This is a genomic window from Actinomyces sp. HPA0247, from assembly GCA_000411415.1.
Lineage (GTDB): Bacteria > Actinomycetota > Actinomycetes > Actinomycetales > Actinomycetaceae > Pauljensenia.
This window is the reverse complement of sequence record KE150451.1, coordinates 477,166-494,594: the sequence shown is the minus strand read 5'-3', so window position 1 is coordinate 494,594 and position 17,429 is coordinate 477,166. Positions and strand designations below refer to the sequence as shown.

Annotated in this window: 11 protein-coding genes; 9 read left to right on the top strand and 2 right to left on the bottom strand. The window is 65.5% G+C overall.

Translation table 11 applies throughout. The features are described 5' to 3' along the window. The first annotated feature begins 91 nt into the window (after positions 1-91). The 6 genes from HMPREF1478_RS07225 (at position 92) to HMPREF1478_RS10645 (ending at position 6,812) form a co-directional block, all read left to right on the top strand. Positions 92-2,458 (top strand): glycogen/starch/alpha-glucan phosphorylase, encoded by a 2,367-nt coding sequence (locus HMPREF1478_RS07225; RefSeq protein WP_016461428.1) that lies wholly within the window; start codon positions 92-94, stop codon positions 2,456-2,458. A gap of 170 nt (positions 2,459-2,628) precedes the next feature. Continuing rightward, positions 2,629-2,991 carry a GntR family transcriptional regulator gene (locus tag HMPREF1478_RS07220; RefSeq protein ID WP_016461427.1) on the top strand — a complete coding sequence of 121 codons (363 nt, stop codon included), beginning with the start codon at positions 2,629-2,631 and terminating at the stop codon, positions 2,989-2,991. A gap of 19 nt (positions 2,992-3,010) precedes the next feature. Next, a complete protein-coding gene (locus HMPREF1478_RS07215) occupies positions 3,011-3,739 on the top strand; it encodes an ABC transporter ATP-binding protein (RefSeq protein ID WP_016461426.1) in 729 nt (242 codons plus the stop codon). Then, positions 3,739-4,551, top strand: coding sequence for a hypothetical protein (locus HMPREF1478_RS07210; RefSeq protein WP_016461425.1), 813 nt, complete (start codon positions 3,739-3,741; stop codon positions 4,549-4,551). The genes HMPREF1478_RS07215 and HMPREF1478_RS07210 overlap by 1 nt, the downstream gene beginning before the upstream one ends. 85 nt (positions 4,552-4,636) lie before the next feature. Then, the gene (locus tag HMPREF1478_RS07205; RefSeq protein WP_016461424.1) at positions 4,637-5,626 is read left to right on the top strand and encodes an AlbA family DNA-binding domain-containing protein; all 990 of its coding nucleotides are present in this window, start codon (positions 4,637-4,639) and stop codon (positions 5,624-5,626) included. Between the two features lie 154 nt (positions 5,627-5,780). Further along, a complete protein-coding gene (locus HMPREF1478_RS10645) occupies positions 5,781-6,812 on the top strand; it encodes a hypothetical protein (protein WP_148332982.1) in 1,032 nt (343 codons plus the stop codon). Between the two features lie 884 nt (positions 6,813-7,696). Here HMPREF1478_RS10645 and HMPREF1478_RS07200 read toward each other — a convergent pair. Further along, complete coding sequence (locus HMPREF1478_RS07200) at positions 7,697-9,496, bottom strand: DEAD/DEAH box helicase (RefSeq protein WP_016461421.1); 1,800 nt, start codon at positions 9,494-9,496, stop codon at positions 7,697-7,699. Between the two features lie 253 nt (positions 9,497-9,749). On the opposite strand from HMPREF1478_RS07200, the gene HMPREF1478_RS07195 reads away from it, so the two are divergent. Beyond that, positions 9,750-10,379 (top strand): ferritin-like fold-containing protein, encoded by a 630-nt coding sequence (locus HMPREF1478_RS07195; protein ID WP_016461420.1) that lies wholly within the window; start codon positions 9,750-9,752, stop codon positions 10,377-10,379. Positions 10,380-10,462: 83 nt separating this feature from the next. Here HMPREF1478_RS07195 and HMPREF1478_RS07190 read toward each other — a convergent pair whose 3' ends face one another. Further along, positions 10,463-10,690 (bottom strand): DUF3107 domain-containing protein, encoded by a 228-nt coding sequence (locus HMPREF1478_RS07190; protein WP_016461419.1) that lies wholly within the window; start codon positions 10,688-10,690, stop codon positions 10,463-10,465. A gap of 78 nt (positions 10,691-10,768) precedes the next feature. Here HMPREF1478_RS07190 and HMPREF1478_RS07185 point away from each other — a divergent pair, with 78 nt between their 5' ends. Together HMPREF1478_RS07185 and HMPREF1478_RS07180 are read left to right on the top strand one after the other, a co-directional pair. Next, a complete protein-coding gene (locus tag HMPREF1478_RS07185; RefSeq protein WP_016461418.1) occupies positions 10,769-13,954 on the top strand; it encodes a UrvD/REP family ATP-dependent DNA helicase in 3,186 nt (1,061 codons plus the stop codon). 19 nt (positions 13,955-13,973) lie between these two features. Then, the gene (locus HMPREF1478_RS07180) at positions 13,974-17,399 is read left to right on the top strand and encodes an ATP-dependent helicase (RefSeq protein ID WP_016461417.1); all 3,426 of its coding nucleotides are present in this window, start codon (positions 13,974-13,976) and stop codon (positions 17,397-17,399) included. Positions 17,400-17,429: the final 30 nt, after the last annotated feature.

The window sequence follows — 17,429 nt, the reverse complement described above, 5'->3', positions numbered from 1 at the left end:
CAATCGCTACCCTCTAGAGTTGAGGCCAGCCCCGACCCGGGGCGCTCGCCGCTCGCGGTGGGCATGGCGCAGTTACAAAAAAGGAAATCGTATGACGCTGGATCTGACGCAGTCGCTGCCCTCTCATGTGCGTGCGACCTCTGGACGCCCCGTTGAAGATTCGACCCTGATGGAGGTGTGGCAGGGCCTGTCCGCCGCAATCGTCGATCAGATCGCGGATAACTGGGCTGCCACCACGGAGCGTTACGCCAAGGGCCGTCAGGAACACTACTTCTCCGCCGAGTTCCTCATGGGTCGAGCCCTGCTCAACAACCTGTCGAACCTCGGCCTCGTCGAGAAGGCTCGCGAAGCCCTCGCCGCCTACGGCCTCGACCTCGGTCAGGTCCTCGAAGAAGAGCCGGATGCCGCTCTCGGTAACGGTGGCCTCGGCCGCCTCGCCGCCTGCTTCCTCGACTCCTGCGCCACCCTCGACCTGCCCGTGCGCGGCTACGGCATCCTGTACCGCTACGGCCTGTTCAAGCAGCTCTTCGACAACGGCTTCCAGACCGAGCATCCCGACCCGTGGATGGAGGAGGGCTACCCCTTCGTCACCCGCCGCGAAGAGCGCTCCCGCATCGTCTCCTACGCCGACCTGACCGTGCGCGCCGTCCCCTACGACATCGCGATCACCGGCTACGGCACCAAGAACGTGGGCACCCTGCGCCTGTGGAAGGCCGAGCCCATCGAGGAATTCGACTACGACGCCTTCAACTCCCAGCGCTTCACCGACGCCATCGTCGACCGTGAGCGCACCATGGACATCTCCCGTGTCCTGTACCCCAACGACACCACGTTCGAGGGCAAGGTCCTGCGCGTGCGTCAGCAGTACTTCTTCTGCTCGGCCTCCCTGCAGGAGATCGTCGAGAACTACGTGCGCCACCACGGCACCGACCTGAACGGCTTCGCCGAGTACAACGCCGTTCAGCTCAACGATACCCACCCGGTCCTCGCCATCCCCGAGCTCATGCGCATCCTCATGGATGAGCATGGCCTCGGCTGGGAAGAGGCCTGGGCGGTCGTCTCCAAGACCTTCGCCTACACGAACCACACGGTTCTGGCCGAGGCCCTCGAGACCTGGGACATCCACATCTTCGACCGCCTGTTCCCGCGTATCGCCGAGATTGTCCGCGAGATCGACCGTCGCTTCCGCATCGACATGGCTGAGCGTGGCCTCGACCAGGGCACCATCGACTACATGGCCCCCGTCGCCGGCAACACCGTGCGCATGGCCTGGATCGCCTGCTACGCGTCCTACTCCATCAACGGCGTCGCCGCCCTCCACACGGAGATCATCAAGCGCGACACCCTCAAGGAGTGGTACGCGATTTGGCCCGAGCGCTTCAACAACAAGACCAACGGCGTGACCCCGCGTCGCTGGCTCAAGCAGTGCAACCCTCGCCTGGCCGCCCTCCTCGACGAGGTCACCGGTTCCGACGCGTGGGTCCGCGACCTCACCGTGCTCTCTGACTTCACCGAGGCTGGCACCGACGATGTGCTCAAGCGCCTAGGCGAGATCAAGCACGCCAACAAGGTCGACTTCGCCGCGTGGGTCAAGGAGCGCGAGGGTGTCGAGATCGATCCCGACTCGATCTTCGACGTCCAGATCAAGCGTCTGCACGAGTACAAGCGTCAGCTGCTCAACGCCTTCTACGTCCTGGACCTGTACTTCCGCATGAAGGACGACCCGACGCTGGACACCCCCAACCGCGTGTTCATCTTCGGTGCGAAGGCCGCCCCCGGCTACATCCGCGCCAAGGCCATCATCAAGCTCATCAACGCCATCGCGGAGCTGGTGAACAACGACGAGGACATCAACGGCCGCATCAAGGTCGTCTTCGTCCACAACTACAACGTCTCGCCCGCCGAGCACATCATCCCCGCCGCCGACGTCTCCGAGCAGATCTCGATGGCCGGCAAGGAGGCCTCGGGCACGTCCAACATGAAGTTCATGATGAACGGCGCCCTGACCCTGGGCACGCTGGATGGTGCGAACGTTGAGATTCTCGAGGCCGTGGGTGCGGACAACGCATACATCTTCGGCGCAACCGACGATGAGCTGCCCGAGCTGCGTCGCCACTACGACCCCCGTTGGCACTACGAGAACGTCCCCGGCCTCAAGCGCGTCATCGACGCCCTGACCGACGGCACGCTCGACGACTCCAACTCCGGCTGGTTCCACGACATCCGCCACTCGATCCTCGAGGGCGGCTACGACCCGGCCGACGTGTACTACGTCCTGGGCGACTTCGCCTCCTACCGCGAGACCAAGGATCGCATGGCCGCCGATTACCGCGACCAGAAGGCCTGGAATAAGCGCGTGTGGGCGAACATCTCCCGCTCGGGTCGCTTCTCCTCGGACCGCACGATCTCCGACTACGCTCGCGAGGTCTGGCACATCGAGGGTGAGCCGATCGACTGACGCAATCGCGTAGGGGAGGCCCGGAACCGCATGGTTCCGGGCCTCCCTTGTTGTGTGAAGACATGTGGTTGTATCGCTCTGCGAGCCAACTGTATTAGTGGGTTGACACAGTTGTGTATCTGTGTCATTGTATTAGTGTATTAATACAGAAAGACAGGAGGGACGCGTCGATGCGCATCGATGACACCCGCCCCATCTGGATCCAGCTGGCCGACAGCTTCCGCGCCCGTATCACCGACGGCACGTGGAAGCCCGGTCAGAAGATCCCCTCCGTCCGCGACCTCGCCATCGAGGCCGGCACCAACCCCAATACCGTCCAGCGAGCCCTCGCCGCCCTTGACGACGAGGGACTCACCGTCCCTAAGCGGACGGCCGGACGATACGTCGCCACCGACGACTCCGCGCTGCGCACCCTCCGCCAGGAGGATGCACGCACAGCGGCCGACGCCTTCATTCGCGCCTGCCGAGCCCTCGGTGTTGAGCGCGAAGGTGCCCACGGCCTCGTCGATGAACGCTGGAACGCGGACCTGTAACCCAGGAGGACACACTCTCATGACCACCCAACCCACGGGCGCGAGCGCAGCCGGCCCCGGCCTCGTTGAGGTCACCGGCCTGACGAAGAACTACCGCTCGACCCCAGCCCTGCGCGACTACAACCTGAGCCTCGAATCCGGACACATCGTGGGCCTCATGGGCCCCAACGGCTGCGGCAAGACCACGCTGCTCAAGATTCTCGCCGGAGTCCTCTCCGACTACGAGGGCACCGTCACCATCGACGGGCATGCGCCCGGCGTCGCCACCAAGGCGATCGTCTCCTACCTGCCCGACGCCGACTTCCTGAACACCGACTGGACCGCCGCGGACGCGATCCGCGTCTACTCCACGTTCTTCGCCGACTTCGACGCCGACAAGGCGGCCTCCATGGTCGACTTCTTCGGACTGCCCACCGACCGCCGCCTCGGCCAGATGAGCAAGGGCATGGGGGAGAAGCTCCAGATCAGCCTCATCATGTCCCGGCGCGCCCGCGTCTACCTGCTCGACGAACCCATCAGCGGCGTCGACCCGGCGACGCGCGACGTCATCCTCGATGGCATCCTGCGCGAATTCGACCCCGCCTCGCTGCTCATCATGTCCACCCACCTCATCTCCGACATCGAACACTTCGTCGACTACGCGATCTTCATGAAGGACGGACAGGTCCTCCTGCAGGGCGACGCCGACGACCTGCGGGCCGCCCACGGCGATTCCCTCGACGCCATCTTCCGGAAGGAGTACCGCTGATGTACGCCAAACTGCTTGCTTACGAAATCCGGTCGCGCGCCGTGACGGACGGGCGTTCCTTCGGGGCGTTCATCGCTGTTATCGCGGTTGCTGCGGGAATCGTCGCCGCGGGGCTGCCGGGGATCAGCGGCTCCACCGCGGTGCTCGCCTACGCCCTGTGTGCGCTCACGCCGGTCGCCTGCGCGATCGCGGCCCTGGCCGACTACTGGAAGACCCTCTACGGGCAGCGCGGCTACTTCACGATGAGCCTGCCGATTTCCGGAAAGGTCGTCTTCTGGGCGAAGAACACCCGCATCATGATGGAGTGCCTCCTGGCCCTCGCCCTGGCCGTCGGCGGAATCCTTGCCGTCGCGTCGGCCGCCGCGTGGAGCGACGGCATCAGCCTCGCCGATTACACGGCCGGACCGCGTTCCGTCGTGGCCGGAATGCCCACCTTCACCGTGGTCGTCATGATCGCCGCGCAGCTCATCCTTGCAATGTCGTGGGTCGTGTGGGCCTGCGCCGCCATGACGATCGGCGCGGAAGGACGCTTCAACCACCTCGGCTTCGGCGCACCCATCATCGGTTTCGTCCTGCTGTACATTGTGAACCAGGTGCTTTCCACGGTTGGCACGTTCTTCCTCCCGCTGTCCGTCACAACTGATGGCCACTTCTCCACAGAGATTATGTGGACCTCGTACCGGGCAACGATGGGAACCGACGGCTATCCGAACGTCATCGGCATCGGCTCCTATGTCCTCGTGCCCCTGTTCGCCCTTATCCTGGGTGTGTGGGCCTCCCGCTCGATCGAGAAGCACACGTCCTTGCGCTGATGGCGTGATGCGCTGAGGGGTAGTCGGCGGTGGGATAGGGTTGTTGCATCCGATCCCGCCGCCGACTTGTCTGTGAGGAGCGCTTATGACCGCTGGAGGACCGCAGTTTAGCGCCACGCCCCAGAATCCCGACCTGCTGCGCTGGATTGGCATTCAGGTCCTGTTGCTCGTGATCGCCTGGGTGATCGGCGTGGTCGTGCGCCGCCTCCTGGCCTCGCGCATGACGATGTCCACGGCCTCGGCGACCCTCACCGGCCTCGGCGGCCTGTGGGGCGGCCTGCTGGTCGCAGGCTGGATCTTCTCCTCTTCCGACATGTGGCGCCCCGCGATGCTCGGCGTGGCCGCTCTGGTTGCCGCCATCGTGGTCGTTATCGTCTCCCTGATCGTTGCCTATCTGCACCCGCGCCCCGGCCTCGAGCCCATCGCCGAGGTCGCCAAGCGCGGCGAATCCGACTCCCTCGAATTCAAATCGAGCGCTCGCTGGAACATGCGCGCCGGCAAGCGCGACGACGCCATGGAAACCGTCATCGCGAAGACCGTCGCCGCATTCATGAACTCCGGCGGCGGCACCCTCCTCATCGGCGTGGACGACGACGGTCGCCTCATTGGGCTGGGCCCCGACTACGCGACTCTCAAGACCCCGGACGCCGACCGCTTCGAGCTGTGGATCCGCGACCTGTGGGGCCAGCGCCTGGGCACCAACGCGGCTGCGCTGCCCCTCCTCGACTTTGCCGAGGCCTCGGACCCCCAGGAGGGCTACGAGCGCCAGGAGGTGTGCCGGGTGACGATCCCGCCGTCCACGCGCCCCGTGTATCTCAAAGGCCCCAAGGGCAAGGGCGAGGCCGAGCTGTGGGTGCGCGTCGGCAACTCGACGCGGCGCCTCGAGGTCGCCGACGCCGTGCAGTACGTGGCCGCGCGCTGGCCTGAATCCGTGCGCGTCTCGCCCCTGACTCGCATCCGCCTGTTCCTCACCATGAGCCGCCACCGCGACACCCCCACCCGTCTGCCGCGCGTCGTCGAGCGCGTCCTCACGGAGCGTGCGAAGTACGGTGGCGGGGTGGCTGACGGGGAGTGAGCTGGGCTGCTCTGCGAAGCAGAGCTGGCGGTGGCGTGGGTGCACTTGAACCCGGTTCTTGTGGAGGCGGTTCTGTCACACGTGGGGCGGTGAGCTCCCGTCCAAACGTTATCTTACCTCGGGGTGTCAAGTGTTTGATGCTACTCTGTTAAGAATGAGAAAAGATGTTATTGGACGGATGCGGCAAAGACGTATCGGAGTTCGTTATGGGGCGTTCTGGCTTATCTTGCTTTGTGTTATCCCGTATTTCTATACGGGAACACGGGATATTATATTCCGGAATGTCAGTGAGGAGAATCTTGACTATTATAGCAATCTCTATCAACAAGCAATTCTGATCGTTGTAAGTTTTGGTGCTGCTGTAGTATTTAATGCCAGGGGGCGCAGGTGTTTAGGAATAACGATGCAGCTGATCCTTGTTGGTATATTTCTAGCATGCTTCCAGTATGTGCTGCATGTTCTCACAGAAGAACGACTATCGTTCTACGTTGGGTCATATAAATCGCTTATAGCGTCGACTTATGAACCGCGTTTAGTGTCGGCTTATGAAGCGTTCTTTATCCTTCCGCTTTTTGCTATGGGGGCGATACTCGAGTTGATATTGATTGTATACGAGGATCGTCGTGCTGAGATGAATGCTGCTGTCGGTGGAGTGTTGCTTGTTATGGGTATTCTTATGCCGACATTGCTTGAATCCTATTCATCTCTCCGTGCATACTGTGACATTATGAAGTGCGAAGAAGGGAGTCTAAAGTGGATAATGTTGTTTCAGATGGCTATCGCTTTCGCGGCCTCTCTTTCAGTAATGTTCGTTGTTGGCGTGTTTTCCCCAACTATTAGGCGGATGATTCGCTGGCGTATTGAATTTGTTGAAGCTAAAAGTGTAAAGCCCCTTCCTGTCACATTTTATAACGTTGATGTGCGAGTGTCGGCGAGTGAGAGCATCGCCTCTTCTGGCAATCAGAACGATGGTAGTGAACTGTCTCTAATGTCCTTGTCGAGGTCAAATTGTGCGTCTCAGGAAGCTACTGATTGTGAGGCTATCCCTGTGCAGTCCAAGGAAACGTGGGCAAGTGCATGTGGTCCGGATGCTACTGTGCCCAAGCAGCTGATGGGTGCTGCCGTCAGTTGCCTTGTCGCCGGCGCGTGTTTCTCGATCGCGAATCGTCTCTTTAATCGCCGCTGAGCTGCGTTGCCTCGTGTTTCAACTGGAGAGTCGAGGTATCTCTCCGCACCGATACTTGTTGCTAAGTGGTTCAGCACTTTTAGCTGTCGCTCGGTTGGAGGCTTGTTGGAGCTGTTATGGAGCCGCTTTTACCGCGACGGGGCTTGTTGGCCAGTGGCATTGCACTAGTTAGCGCAGCGTTGCACTGGATAGCAGCCAGTGCAATGCTCTCCTATCTAGTGCATTGCTGCTGTATCTAGTGCAATGCTGCGTGACCTGGTCCTGTTGGATGCCGGTGTGGCCGGCGCTGGGCAAAGTTCTCCGCGATCGCGCTTGTTATCGATGAAGCGGTGCACCCGATCCGTAGGCATTGCACCCCTTCTGATCGGGTGTATCGCGACGTAACGGGTGTATCGCGACGTAACGGGTGCAGCGCCTCTTGTTCGGAGCCGGGCGGGTATTTCGAGGTTGTCTGGCAGCGTCTGATGCTGCCGCTTGGGTGTGTCGGGAGTAAATGCCCGCGGTTGGACTTGTTTCGGGAGGCGAAACACCCGATCCGTAGGCATTACACCCCTTCTGATCGGGTGTATCGCGACGTAATGGGTGTAGTGCGACGGATCGGGTGCAGCGCGACGGATCGGGTGCAGCGCTGCACGGCCGGGCCTAGTGGACGCCGACATGTGCAGTGTCAGCCAGGCAATCCGCGCGCTAGCTTGTTGCCGATGAGGTGTTACACCCGATCGGGAAGATTCAACCTCTTCTGATCGGGTTGAATCTTCCCTAACGGGTTGAATGTTCCCGATCAGGTTGAATCTTGCCGCGCCTGAGGCCCCAAACAGCGGAGGGGCCCAAGCCTTGCGGCTCGGGCCCCTCCCCATGTCGTATCAGCGCGACTTGCTATCGCCTCACTCGCCGCCCTTGCGGCGGCGGATGCGCTTGCGGGCGCGGGGCGCGCGCTCAGCACCAGCCGAAGCGGAACCGGCAGAACCAGCCGAACCGGAACCCGAACGCTGCGAGTGCTCGCCGCGGCCACGGCCGCGCGTGCCGCGGTCGGAACGGCCGCCCTTGCCGGCGTTCAGCGTGCGATCGCCGTCCTGGGAGCCGCGACGCGAGCCGCGCGAACGCGACGCGTCGGAGGAAGAAGCCGAACCACCACGCGACGAACGACCGCGGCCACCACGCGAGCCACCACGCGAACCCGAACGCGACCCGGAACGGCCGCCCCGGCCTCGTCCCTCGGAGTGGGGAGCAGAGCCGCCCAGATCCTCGAGGACCTCGGCGTCCAAGCCCGCGCGCGTGCGCTTGGCGCGCGGCAGACGACCGGTCGTGCCCTCCGGGATGTCCAGGTCGGTGAACAGGTGAGGGGAGGTGTGGTAGGTCTCGAGCGGATCCGGCACGCCCAGGCCCAGGGCCTTGGAGATCAGCGACCAGCGCGGCGTATCGTCCCAGTCGACGAAGGTGACGGCCGTACCAGAGTGCCCGGCGCGGCCCGTGCGGCCAATGCGGTGGATGTAGATCTTCTCGTCTTCGGGGCACTGGTAGTTGATGACGTGCGTGACGTCGTCGACGTCGATGCCTCGCGCGGCGACGTCGGTGGCGACCAGGACGTCGACCTTGCCGTTACGGAACGCGCGCAGAGCCTGCTCGCGGGCGCCCTGACCGAGGTCGCCGTGCAGCGCGCCGACCGCGAAGCCGCGGGCGGTCAGGTCCTCGCCCAGGCGGGCGGCGGTGCGCTTGGTGCGGCAGAAGATGACGGTGCGTCCGCGCCCCTCGGCCTGGAGGATGCGGGAGACGACCTCCACCTTGTTCATGGCGTGAACACGGTAGATGACCTGCTTGACCGTGTTGACGGTCTGGTTCTGGTCGTCGGGATCCTGCGCGCGGATGTGGGTCGGCTGGACCATGAAGCGGCGGGCGAGAGCCACGACGGGGCCGGGCATGGTCGCGGAGAACAGCATGGTGTGGCGGTTCTCGGGGACTCGGCTGAGCAGCGTCTCGACGTCGGGCAGGAAGCCCAGGTCGAGCATCTCGTCAGCCTCGTCGAGGACGACGGTTTCGACGCCGGACAGGTGCAGGTGGCCCTTGCGCAGCAGGTCGATGAGGCGGCCGGGCGTGCCCACGACGATGTCTGCGCCACGCTGGAGGGCCTCGATCTGGGGCTCGAAGGCGACGCCGCCGTAGATTTCGACGATGCGGGTCGACAGGTACTTGGCGGCCTCGCGCAGGTCCTGGGCGACCTGCTTGGTGAGCTCGCGGGTCGGCAGGATGATGAGCGCCTGCGGCTGGTTGGGGTTGAGCAGGTCCTCGTAGCCCTCTTCGTCGGGCGCGATGACGTCCTCGAGGACGGGGATGCCGAAGCCGAGGGTCTTGCCGGTGCCGGTCTTGGCCTGGCCGATGATGTCGTGGCGGTCCAGCGCGGGGCCGAGGGTGAGGGCCTGGATCGGGAAGGGGTGCGTGATGCCCTTGTCTTCGAGGGCGTCGACGATGGGGTCGGTGACGCCGAAGTCCGCGAAGGACTTCTTGTCGAGGTCCTCGCCCTTGCCGGTGATGTCCGGGGTGGCCTCTTCGACCTCGGGGGCTGCGGGCTTGATGTTGCCGAGGCGGACGACGCCTGCGGAGTATTCGACGGACGAGGCCGGGGTGGCCTTTTCGGTGGCGTCGACGTCGGGGGTGGGCACGGTTGCCTCAGTGCTCGTGTTGGTCACGATCTACCTTGTCTCCCGGGCTATTCCGGGGTTGGGGTCGGTGCCGATCGCGCATTATCTGGCGCGGGGATTCTCGTCCGCGCGTACGTGTTACTTATTCAAAAATGCGACCGGTCGTCCGGTGGTCGTCTTTCAGTGTAATCGTGTGGGAGCAGTTCGCGGGGGAGGGGCTGGTCACAGGGACTGTCGCAAATCGGGAAGAACAGGATCCCAAGGGCGGGCCGTCGAGCTTGTCAGGCACTATGCTGGAACCATGGCACACGAGTTTGATTCCGTCCCCGCCGACGACGCTGAAGTCCTTGGTATTCTCGCCTATTCGTCGCTCGCGTTTATGACGCGGCTGGCGAAGGATGGCGAGCAGGCCCCCACGTTCGAGGCCCACGTGGAGCACGCGCGCATGGCGGCGCGGTGCTTCAAGCTCTACCAGCAGCTGGAAGTGTGGAGCGAGCATCGCGGCTTTGATCTGCTGGCGGCAGGTGACGCGTTCTCTGGCGCGTACGATGACTTGGATGCGCGCACGCGACCCACGACGTTCGCTGAGCGAGCCGTCAAGACGTTCATTACGCGCGGCATGCTGGGCGACATGCTGATCCGCGTCGCGCAGGTGCACGGCCTGTTTGAGGGGATCGAGGACGTGTGGCCCTTCGAGCAGGGGCACTGGGTGCGCGCACACCTGGGTCCGCAGATCGAGGCAGACGAGCAGTTGTCGTCGCGTCTGTCCCTGTGGGGTCGCCGCGTGGCGGGCGAGGCCCTCGGCCTGGTGCGCGCGACGCTGTTCACCTACCCGTCGCTGGCTGCGTCCCCGGAGAACGTCGACGAGATCACGGAGTACGTGATTAAGCGTCACGGGGAGCGCATGAGGGACATTCACCTGAAGGCCTGAGGCCGCAGGATTAACGAGGCCGGGGTTCCTCGGGCGGTATCACGACCGCTCGGGTTCCCCGGCCTCGTTCGTCTGGGCGCGATTCAGTGAATCGCGAAGCCGACGCGGCGTTCGGACTTGTCGGCGACCTGGACGTATGCGAGGGCCTGGGCGGGAACGAGGGTGCGCTGGCCCTTGGTGTCGGTGAGGTCGAGGATACCGTTGGTGGCGGCAAGGGCCTCGTGAACCTTGGCCGTGAGCTCGCTTTCGGTCATGTCGACGTCGAGACCGAGCTGACGCGTGTTGTCGCGGATGCCGATGAAGATCTCCATGATGACTCCTTGCTGGTAAATGTCGTCACGCCCATCATATGTGCCGCAGATGTGGGTGGGGTCTGCGAGTATTGCGTTATGAGCGAAATTCAGGTCAGGTTGCGCAGCCGTGGCGCCGATTGGTGGCGTCTGCCGGAGCTGAACGCCCGCCAGCGCGCGGTCGTGGAGGCGGCGCGCTCGGGCGACGTGATTGTGCGCGGCGCACCGTCGTCGGGGCGCTCGACGTGTGCTTTGGCCGTGTTTGAGCAGGCGGCCTCCCGGGGGCGCAGTGCCCTGATTCTCGCTCCCGATCGCACGCGCGCCGACGTGCTGACACCACGCGCCCAGGGGCTCGGCCCGGACGTGGTGCGCCCGGTGCGTACCCCTGCTTCTTTCGCCTATCAGGTGGTGGCCACGTGGCGCACCCAGCGCGACGTGCCGTTGGAGGGCGTGGAGCTGGTGACGGGTGCGGCCCAGGATCAGATGCTCGCCGAGGCCCTGGAGTCGGTGGAGGCGCCGTGGCCCGAGGATATTGGCCCGCAGATGCGCGCGATGCCAGCCTTCCGCGCGGAGCTGCGCAACCTGGTGGCTCGCGCGGGCGAGGCTGGGATGGACGCCTCCGCCCTGTCCGAGGCCGGAGCCCGGTTCGGCCGTCCGGAGTGGCAGGGGGCGGGCGCGATCGTCGCCGCACTGGAGGAGGGGCCCGAGCACTCACCGGAGTACCCGCAGACCCTGCGTGTGGACCTGTCGCGCATCCAGGCGCTCGCGGCCGATCTGATTGACGCGTGGGAGCAGGACGCGCCCTCCCGTGGTGTGCAGGCGCCCTGCCCGGTGCCCGACGTGGTGATCGTTGATGACCTGCAGGATTGCACGCCTTCGACGCTGAAGCTTCTGGAAGCGTGCCGCGACGCGGGCGCGCGGATCGTCGCCTTCTCGGATTCCGACGTGGCAGTGGCCGGTTATCGCGGCGGCGAGCCGCACCTGGACCGTAGGCTCGCTTCCCTCCTCGGTGTTGAGATTGTTGAGCTCGGCCAGGTCTACGACATGTCCCGTGCCGTGCGTGAGCTGGCGCGCCAGGCCTGCGCGCGCATCGCTCAGTCCGGATCGCCCGCCCGGCGCGAGGCCGGGGTCTCGGAGGATGCGCCGCAGGGGCTCCTGGTGACGCACCTGGGTGCCACGCCCTCGCAGATGGGTGCGCTCATCGCGCGTGCCCTGCGAGCCCACCACCTGCACGACGGCATCGGCTTTTCGGAGCAGGTCGTCATCGTGCGCAGCTCGTCGATGGTTGCCGAAACCAGCCGTTACCTGGCGCGCGGCGGCGTGCCCGTCGCGGGAGGCAGTCGCGCCTTTGACTTTGCAACACAGCCGACGACGCGCCTGCTGCTGGACCTGGTGACCATGCCGACGGGACAGAGTGACACGGAGGTGGCCGCGCGCCGCGAACTCGCCGAGCGCCTGCTGCCCTCGCCCCTCGTGCGCGCTGACGCCCTCGCCGTCCACCGCCTGCTGCGCCGCCTGAACGCCGCGCGCTCCCAGGCCGCCGAGGAGGCGGGTGACGAGGCCGCGCCGATCCCGCTGACGGCTGCCGACCTCGTGAGCGACCCGCAGACGTGGAGGCCCGCCCTAGAGCAGGCCGAGCAGGCGGGCGGTAAGCGTGCCCGCGCCGCCGCCATGCTCGCGCGCCCCCTCGAGACCGCCGTACGCCTGTGGGAGCTGGGACTCAGCGGCAGCGCGCGCCCCCAGGAGCGCCTGTGGTCCCTGTGGGAGGCCTCCGGGGTGGCTGGCGAGTGGCGCTCACGGGCTATCGCGTCGGATGAATCGTCGGGCTGGTACGACGACCAGCTGGACGCCGTCGTGGCGCTTCTGCGCGTCGCCGACGTGTGGGAGCAGCGCAACCCCGCCGGCTCGGCCGTACGCTTCGCGTCCGAGCTGCTGGCCGGCTCGGTCCCGATCGACACCATCTCGCGCGTGGGCGTGCGCCCCGGTGGCGTCGAGGTCCTCACTCCCGCGCAGGCGATGGGCCGCCACTGGCAGGTCGTCGTCCTCGCGGGCCTGCAGGACGGGGCCTGGCCGAACCTGCGCCTGCGCGACCGGATCCTGCGCGCCGACCTGCTGGCGGACGTGGGCGCGGGTCGCGTTGCCGTGGGTGAGGATGGGCGCGAGGAGCTTGTCGACTCGACGCGGGCTGCTCGGCGCGCGGTTTTGGACGACGAGTATCGCCTGTTCGTCGCGGCCGTGACGCGCTCGTGCAGCATCGTGCACGCCGGAGCGGTGCGCTCGGAGGACGCGGCCCCCTCGGTGTTTTTCGATCTGGTGGCGCGCCTGGCGGGTACGCCCCGCGAGAACGACATCGTGCCGGTGGATACGGTGGAGGCGCCTCTGTCCCTGTCCGGTCACATCGCGGACCTGCGTGCGCGCGCCGCCAACCCCGATGAGCCGACTGACGCGCAGCTGGCCGCTACCCTGCTGGCTCTCATGGCGCGCGAAGGTGTGCTTTCGGCGCAGCCGGACCGCTGGCTGGGGGCAGGCGGTACGCCCACGACTGACGCGGAGTACGCGGGTGAGCTCACGCTGTCTCCCTCGCAATTCGAGCGCGCGCTGGCGTGCCCGCTGCGCTGGTTCCTCACCACGATCGGAGCGGACGGCCCATCGAACGCGGCCGCCAGCCTGGGCACCCTGATTCACGCCGTGGCCGAGGAACACCCGCACGGCACACCAGAGGAACTCACCGAGGCGCTGGAAGCGCGCATCGAGGAGCTGGGCTACAACCTGGACACGTGGGCGGGGCGAGTCGCCGACCGGCACGCCCGCGACATCGTGAATAACCTGGCCTCCTACCTGGAGGGTATTCCCGGACCTGTTGAGGTTGAGCAGACAGTGTCCGCTCAGGTTGAGGGTGTGACCATTCGGGGGCGTATGGACCGCCTCGAGCATGTCGACGAGGGGGTGCGCGTCACCGACCTGAAGACCGGAAAGAGCGGATATTCGGCGAAGACCGTCCCCGATAATCCGCAGCTGGCGGCGTACCAGATGGCCCTGCTTGCCTCGGGCGAGAGGGTCGCGGGAGCGCGCATCGCCCTGCTTGGCGACGATAAGCCGAAGTATTTCGATCAGCCGCGCCTCGAGGGGCAGGCCCTGGAGGATTGGCACGACAAGGTTCGCGAGGTCGCTGTGTCCGCGCGAGGCCCCTACTTTGAGGCGCGTCCCTCGGATACGGCCTGTGCGTACTGTTCTTTCGATCGGCTGTGCCCGGCACGCGAGCGCGGCCACAAGGTGGTGGAGTGACGTGGAAAAGGACAGCGCGATGAATCTTGGCGCCCTGCAGATCCAGGCAATCGTCGACGCGACGAAGACGCCGACGCCCGAGCAGGTGCGCGTGGTCGAGGCTCCGCGCCGCCCGCTTCTCGTCGTCGCGGGCGCGGGGTCGGGCAAGACCGAGACAATGTCGATGCGGGTCCTCTGGCTCCTCGCCAACCACCCGGACCTGAGCCCGTCGTCGATCCTGGGCCTGACCTTCACGCGCAAGGCCGCAGGTGAGCTGGGGGAGCGCCTGCGCGAGCGCATCCGCCTGCTGTCGCGCGAAATGCCGCAGCTGCGTGAGCGCCTCGACGAAGACCCGGTGTCCCTCACCTACAACTCCTTTGCGGAACGCATCGTGTCCGAGCACGGGATGCGCATCGGCCTCGACCCCGATTTCTCGATGCTCTCGGAGGCTGGCGCGATCGACCTGATGACTCAGATCGTCGAGTCGTGGCCCACCGACCTGGACGATGAGCTCACACCGGCTGGCGTCGTCGGACAGGTCCTGCACCTCGCGGGCGAAATTTCGGAGCACGGCTACACGGTGGAGCGTGCGCGTGAGGTCTTGGAGGAATTTGGACGCGAGCTCGAGCAGGTGGGGCGCGGGAACAAGGAGTCTCGTAAGGCCATGGACGTGAATTCGCGTCGCATCGCCTTCTTGGGCCCGATCGCCGCCTACCAGCAGCGAAAACGCGAGATGGGCGTCCTGGATTTTTCTGATCAGTTGGTCCTGGCCACGCGCATCGTGCGCGAGGCACCGGCGGTTCGTGCGTCCCTGCGCGAGGAGTTCCGTGCGGTCCTGCTCGACGAGTTCCAGGACACCTCGGTGATCCAGATGGACCTGCTGTCAATGCTCTTCGCAGATCATGCGGTCACCGCAGTGGGAGACCCGAATCAGGCGATTTACGGCTGGAGGGGAGCCTCGGCCTCGTCCCTGGAGTCCTTCCTGGATCGTTTCCAGACGGGCACGTCCGAAGAAGGACAGACGCTCACGCTGTCGACCGCGTGGCGCAACGATGTGTCGATCCTGGAGGCTGCGAACAGGGTGGCGGCACCCCTGCGGGAGGTGCCCTCCTTCCAGGTGGGCAAGCAGGAGCTCAAGGCGCAGTCCCCCGTCCTGGTTCCCAGGGGTGGGGCGGGGCCCGGAGCCGTCGACATTGCTTTCACGCAGGATTACGATGAGGCGCTCGGCGCGATGGTCGATTTCGTGCAGCGGGTGCGCTCGCAGCCGGTTAAGGACGGCAAGCGGCGCAGCGTCGCCGTGTTGAGCAGGCAGCGTCGGGACTTTCCGTTGATCGACGATGCCCTGCGTGAGGCTGGGATCCCGACGGAGATCGTGGGCCTGGGTGGTCTGCTCGATCAGCCTGCCGTGCAGGATGTGCGCGCCGCCTTGGAACTGGCATACGACGTGGAGGCATCCCCGTGGCTGGCTCGCCTGCTGGCTGGCATTGACTTGGGTGCAGCCGACCTGATGGCGCTGGGCGACTGGGCACGTTTCCTGGCACGTCAGGAGGGTGTTCACCCTCATCAGGCGATCCTTTTGGATGCGGTGGATTCCCCTCCGAAGCCCGGGTGGGCGGCCGAGGGGCGGCCCGCGATCAGCGAGGAGGCCGTGCGCCGCGTGCGGCTGCTTGGTGAACGCCTGCGGCAGGTTCGCGAGGGTGTGGGGCGTTCCATTACAGAGCAGGTCGAGCGGGCGATCCTCATCATGGGCACCCTGGACGATGTGATCGCGGATCCGCTGTCGATGGGTGGGCGTGCGGCGCTCGATGAGTTCATTTCTGTCGCTGCGGCCTACGAGAAGGAAACCCCGGGTGCGTCCCTCGGGTCTTTCCTGGCGTATCTGGATATGGCGGAGAAACGCGAGGATGGGTTGGATGCACCGCTGGGCGAACCGGACCCGAACGCCGTGCAGATCCTGACCGTCCACGGCTCGAAGGGCCTTGAATGGGATGGGGTTGTGGTGTTTGGGCTGGCCGATGGCTCGTTCCCCCTGCACAAGAGCAAGAGCCGACCGTGGACGGATGATCCTCCCACGAACAAGGCATGGGTGACCGACGCCGGCTCGTTGCCGCATCCGTTGCGAGGGGATCGAGCAGATCTGCCGCCTTTTGAGTTCGACGTTGAGGGGGCAAAGAATCCGTCGACTGCCTTCAAGCAGTGGCTGGAGGGCGAGTACGGTGCTTCCCTCGGGGAGCACGCGGAGCGTGAGGAGCGTCGCCTGGCCTACGTGGCCATGACGCGTGCGCGCAGCGCTCAGCTGTTGGTGGGCTCCTGGATGTCTGGGTTCAATAAGAAGGTGACGCATCCGTCGCGCTACCTGATGGATGCCAGCGCCCAGCTCTTTGAGCACACGCCTGGTGTCTCGTCGGGTACGGTCGGTGCCATCGAAGCCCCGCAGATGTGGTCCAACGGGCGGTGGCGTGACCACGCCGTGAAGTCCTCGGTGGGGGAGGGCAGATGCTTGATGATGCCTGTCCCTCAGGCCGAGGAGGGCAGTGATCAGGGCGCGGGTGCGCGGGTGTTCGAGACCTTCCCGGAGGAACCTGGGCCCTCTCGCCAGCGGGTCGCCGCGGCCGCGCAGGCCGTCGAGGCGCAGATCCGCGATCTGGCGCAGGACCAGGACGTGTACGAGGCCTTGGCGCAGTTGGGTGATGACCCCGCGGTGCGTGATACGGTCGCCCTCATCGAGGAGTACCACCTGGGTCTGGAGACGCCGGTTGTCGACCTGTGGGCCGAGCGCGTGCCCGCGACGTCCGTGTCGGCGCTCCTACAGGACGCGGATGAGTTTGCGCGAGATATGCGCCGACCCATGCCTGCTCGCCCCAGCTCGTTCTCCGCGCTGGGCACGGTGTTTCACGCGTGGGTGGAGCGCGAGCTTCACCTCGCGAGCGCGGATCCGGCCTCGGAGATCGCAGCGACCGCCGATGTCGGTGCCGGCGAGGACGCCGCGCTGGCCGGCAGTGACGACGGGGCAGAGGAGGCTCTGCTGACGGATGGTGAACGCGAGCGCCTTGAGCGGCTGCGCGAGAATTTCCGCGCGTTCCTTGCGGACGAGCTCGCGGACTACCGTGCCGTCGCGATTGAGGAGGCCTTCTCGGTGGAGGTAGGCGGCGTGTCCGTCCAGGGCCGCATCGACGCCGTGTTCGAGCGCGTGCACGGCGATGGGCTGCGCTACCTGGTCGTCGACTGGAAGAGCGGCCGCCCGGTGACCGCCACGACCAAGCCTGACAAGGTCGCCTACTTCGTGACTCAGCTGCGCCTGTACCAGCGCGCGTGGGCGGCCCGCATGGGAGTGGACGCTTCTGACGTCGGCGCAATGGTCGCATTCCTGGCGGGCCCCTCGCACTACACGCTCGAGAACCTGGAAGACATGATCGCCGGAGCGGAAGTTTCCCTGGATGAGGCGCTGAGCGAAGTCCTGGAGTGATACCAGCTTCTTCTCTATGAACTTTGAACA

Bases quoted from the DNA above. Each gene is read 5' to 3' on its own strand.
- HMPREF1478_RS07195 (WP_016461420.1), top strand. From the start codon at position 9,750: ATGGCACACGAGTTTGATTCCGTCCCCGCCGACGACGCTGAAGTCCTT.
- HMPREF1478_RS07185 (WP_016461418.1), top strand. From the start codon at position 10,769: ATGAGCGAAATTCAGGTCAGGTTGCGCAGCCGTGGCGCCGATTGGTGG.
- HMPREF1478_RS07225 (WP_016461428.1), top strand. From the start codon at position 92: ATGACGCTGGATCTGACGCAGTCGCTGCCCTCTCATGTGCGTGCGACC.
- HMPREF1478_RS07220 (WP_016461427.1), top strand. From the start codon at position 2,629: ATGCGCATCGATGACACCCGCCCCATCTGGATCCAGCTGGCCGACAGC.
- HMPREF1478_RS07210 (WP_016461425.1), top strand. From the start codon at position 3,739: ATGTACGCCAAACTGCTTGCTTACGAAATCCGGTCGCGCGCCGTGACG.
- HMPREF1478_RS07190 (WP_016461419.1), bottom strand. From the start codon at position 10,690: ATGGAGATCTTCATCGGCATCCGCGACAACACGCGTCAGCTCGGTCTC.
- HMPREF1478_RS10645 (WP_148332982.1), top strand. From the start codon at position 5,781: ATGAGAAAAGATGTTATTGGACGGATGCGGCAAAGACGTATCGGAGTT.
- HMPREF1478_RS07205 (WP_016461424.1), top strand. From the start codon at position 4,637: ATGACCGCTGGAGGACCGCAGTTTAGCGCCACGCCCCAGAATCCCGAC.
- HMPREF1478_RS07180 (WP_016461417.1), top strand. From the start codon at position 13,974: ATGAATCTTGGCGCCCTGCAGATCCAGGCAATCGTCGACGCGACGAAG.
- HMPREF1478_RS07215 (WP_016461426.1), top strand. From the start codon at position 3,011: ATGACCACCCAACCCACGGGCGCGAGCGCAGCCGGCCCCGGCCTCGTT.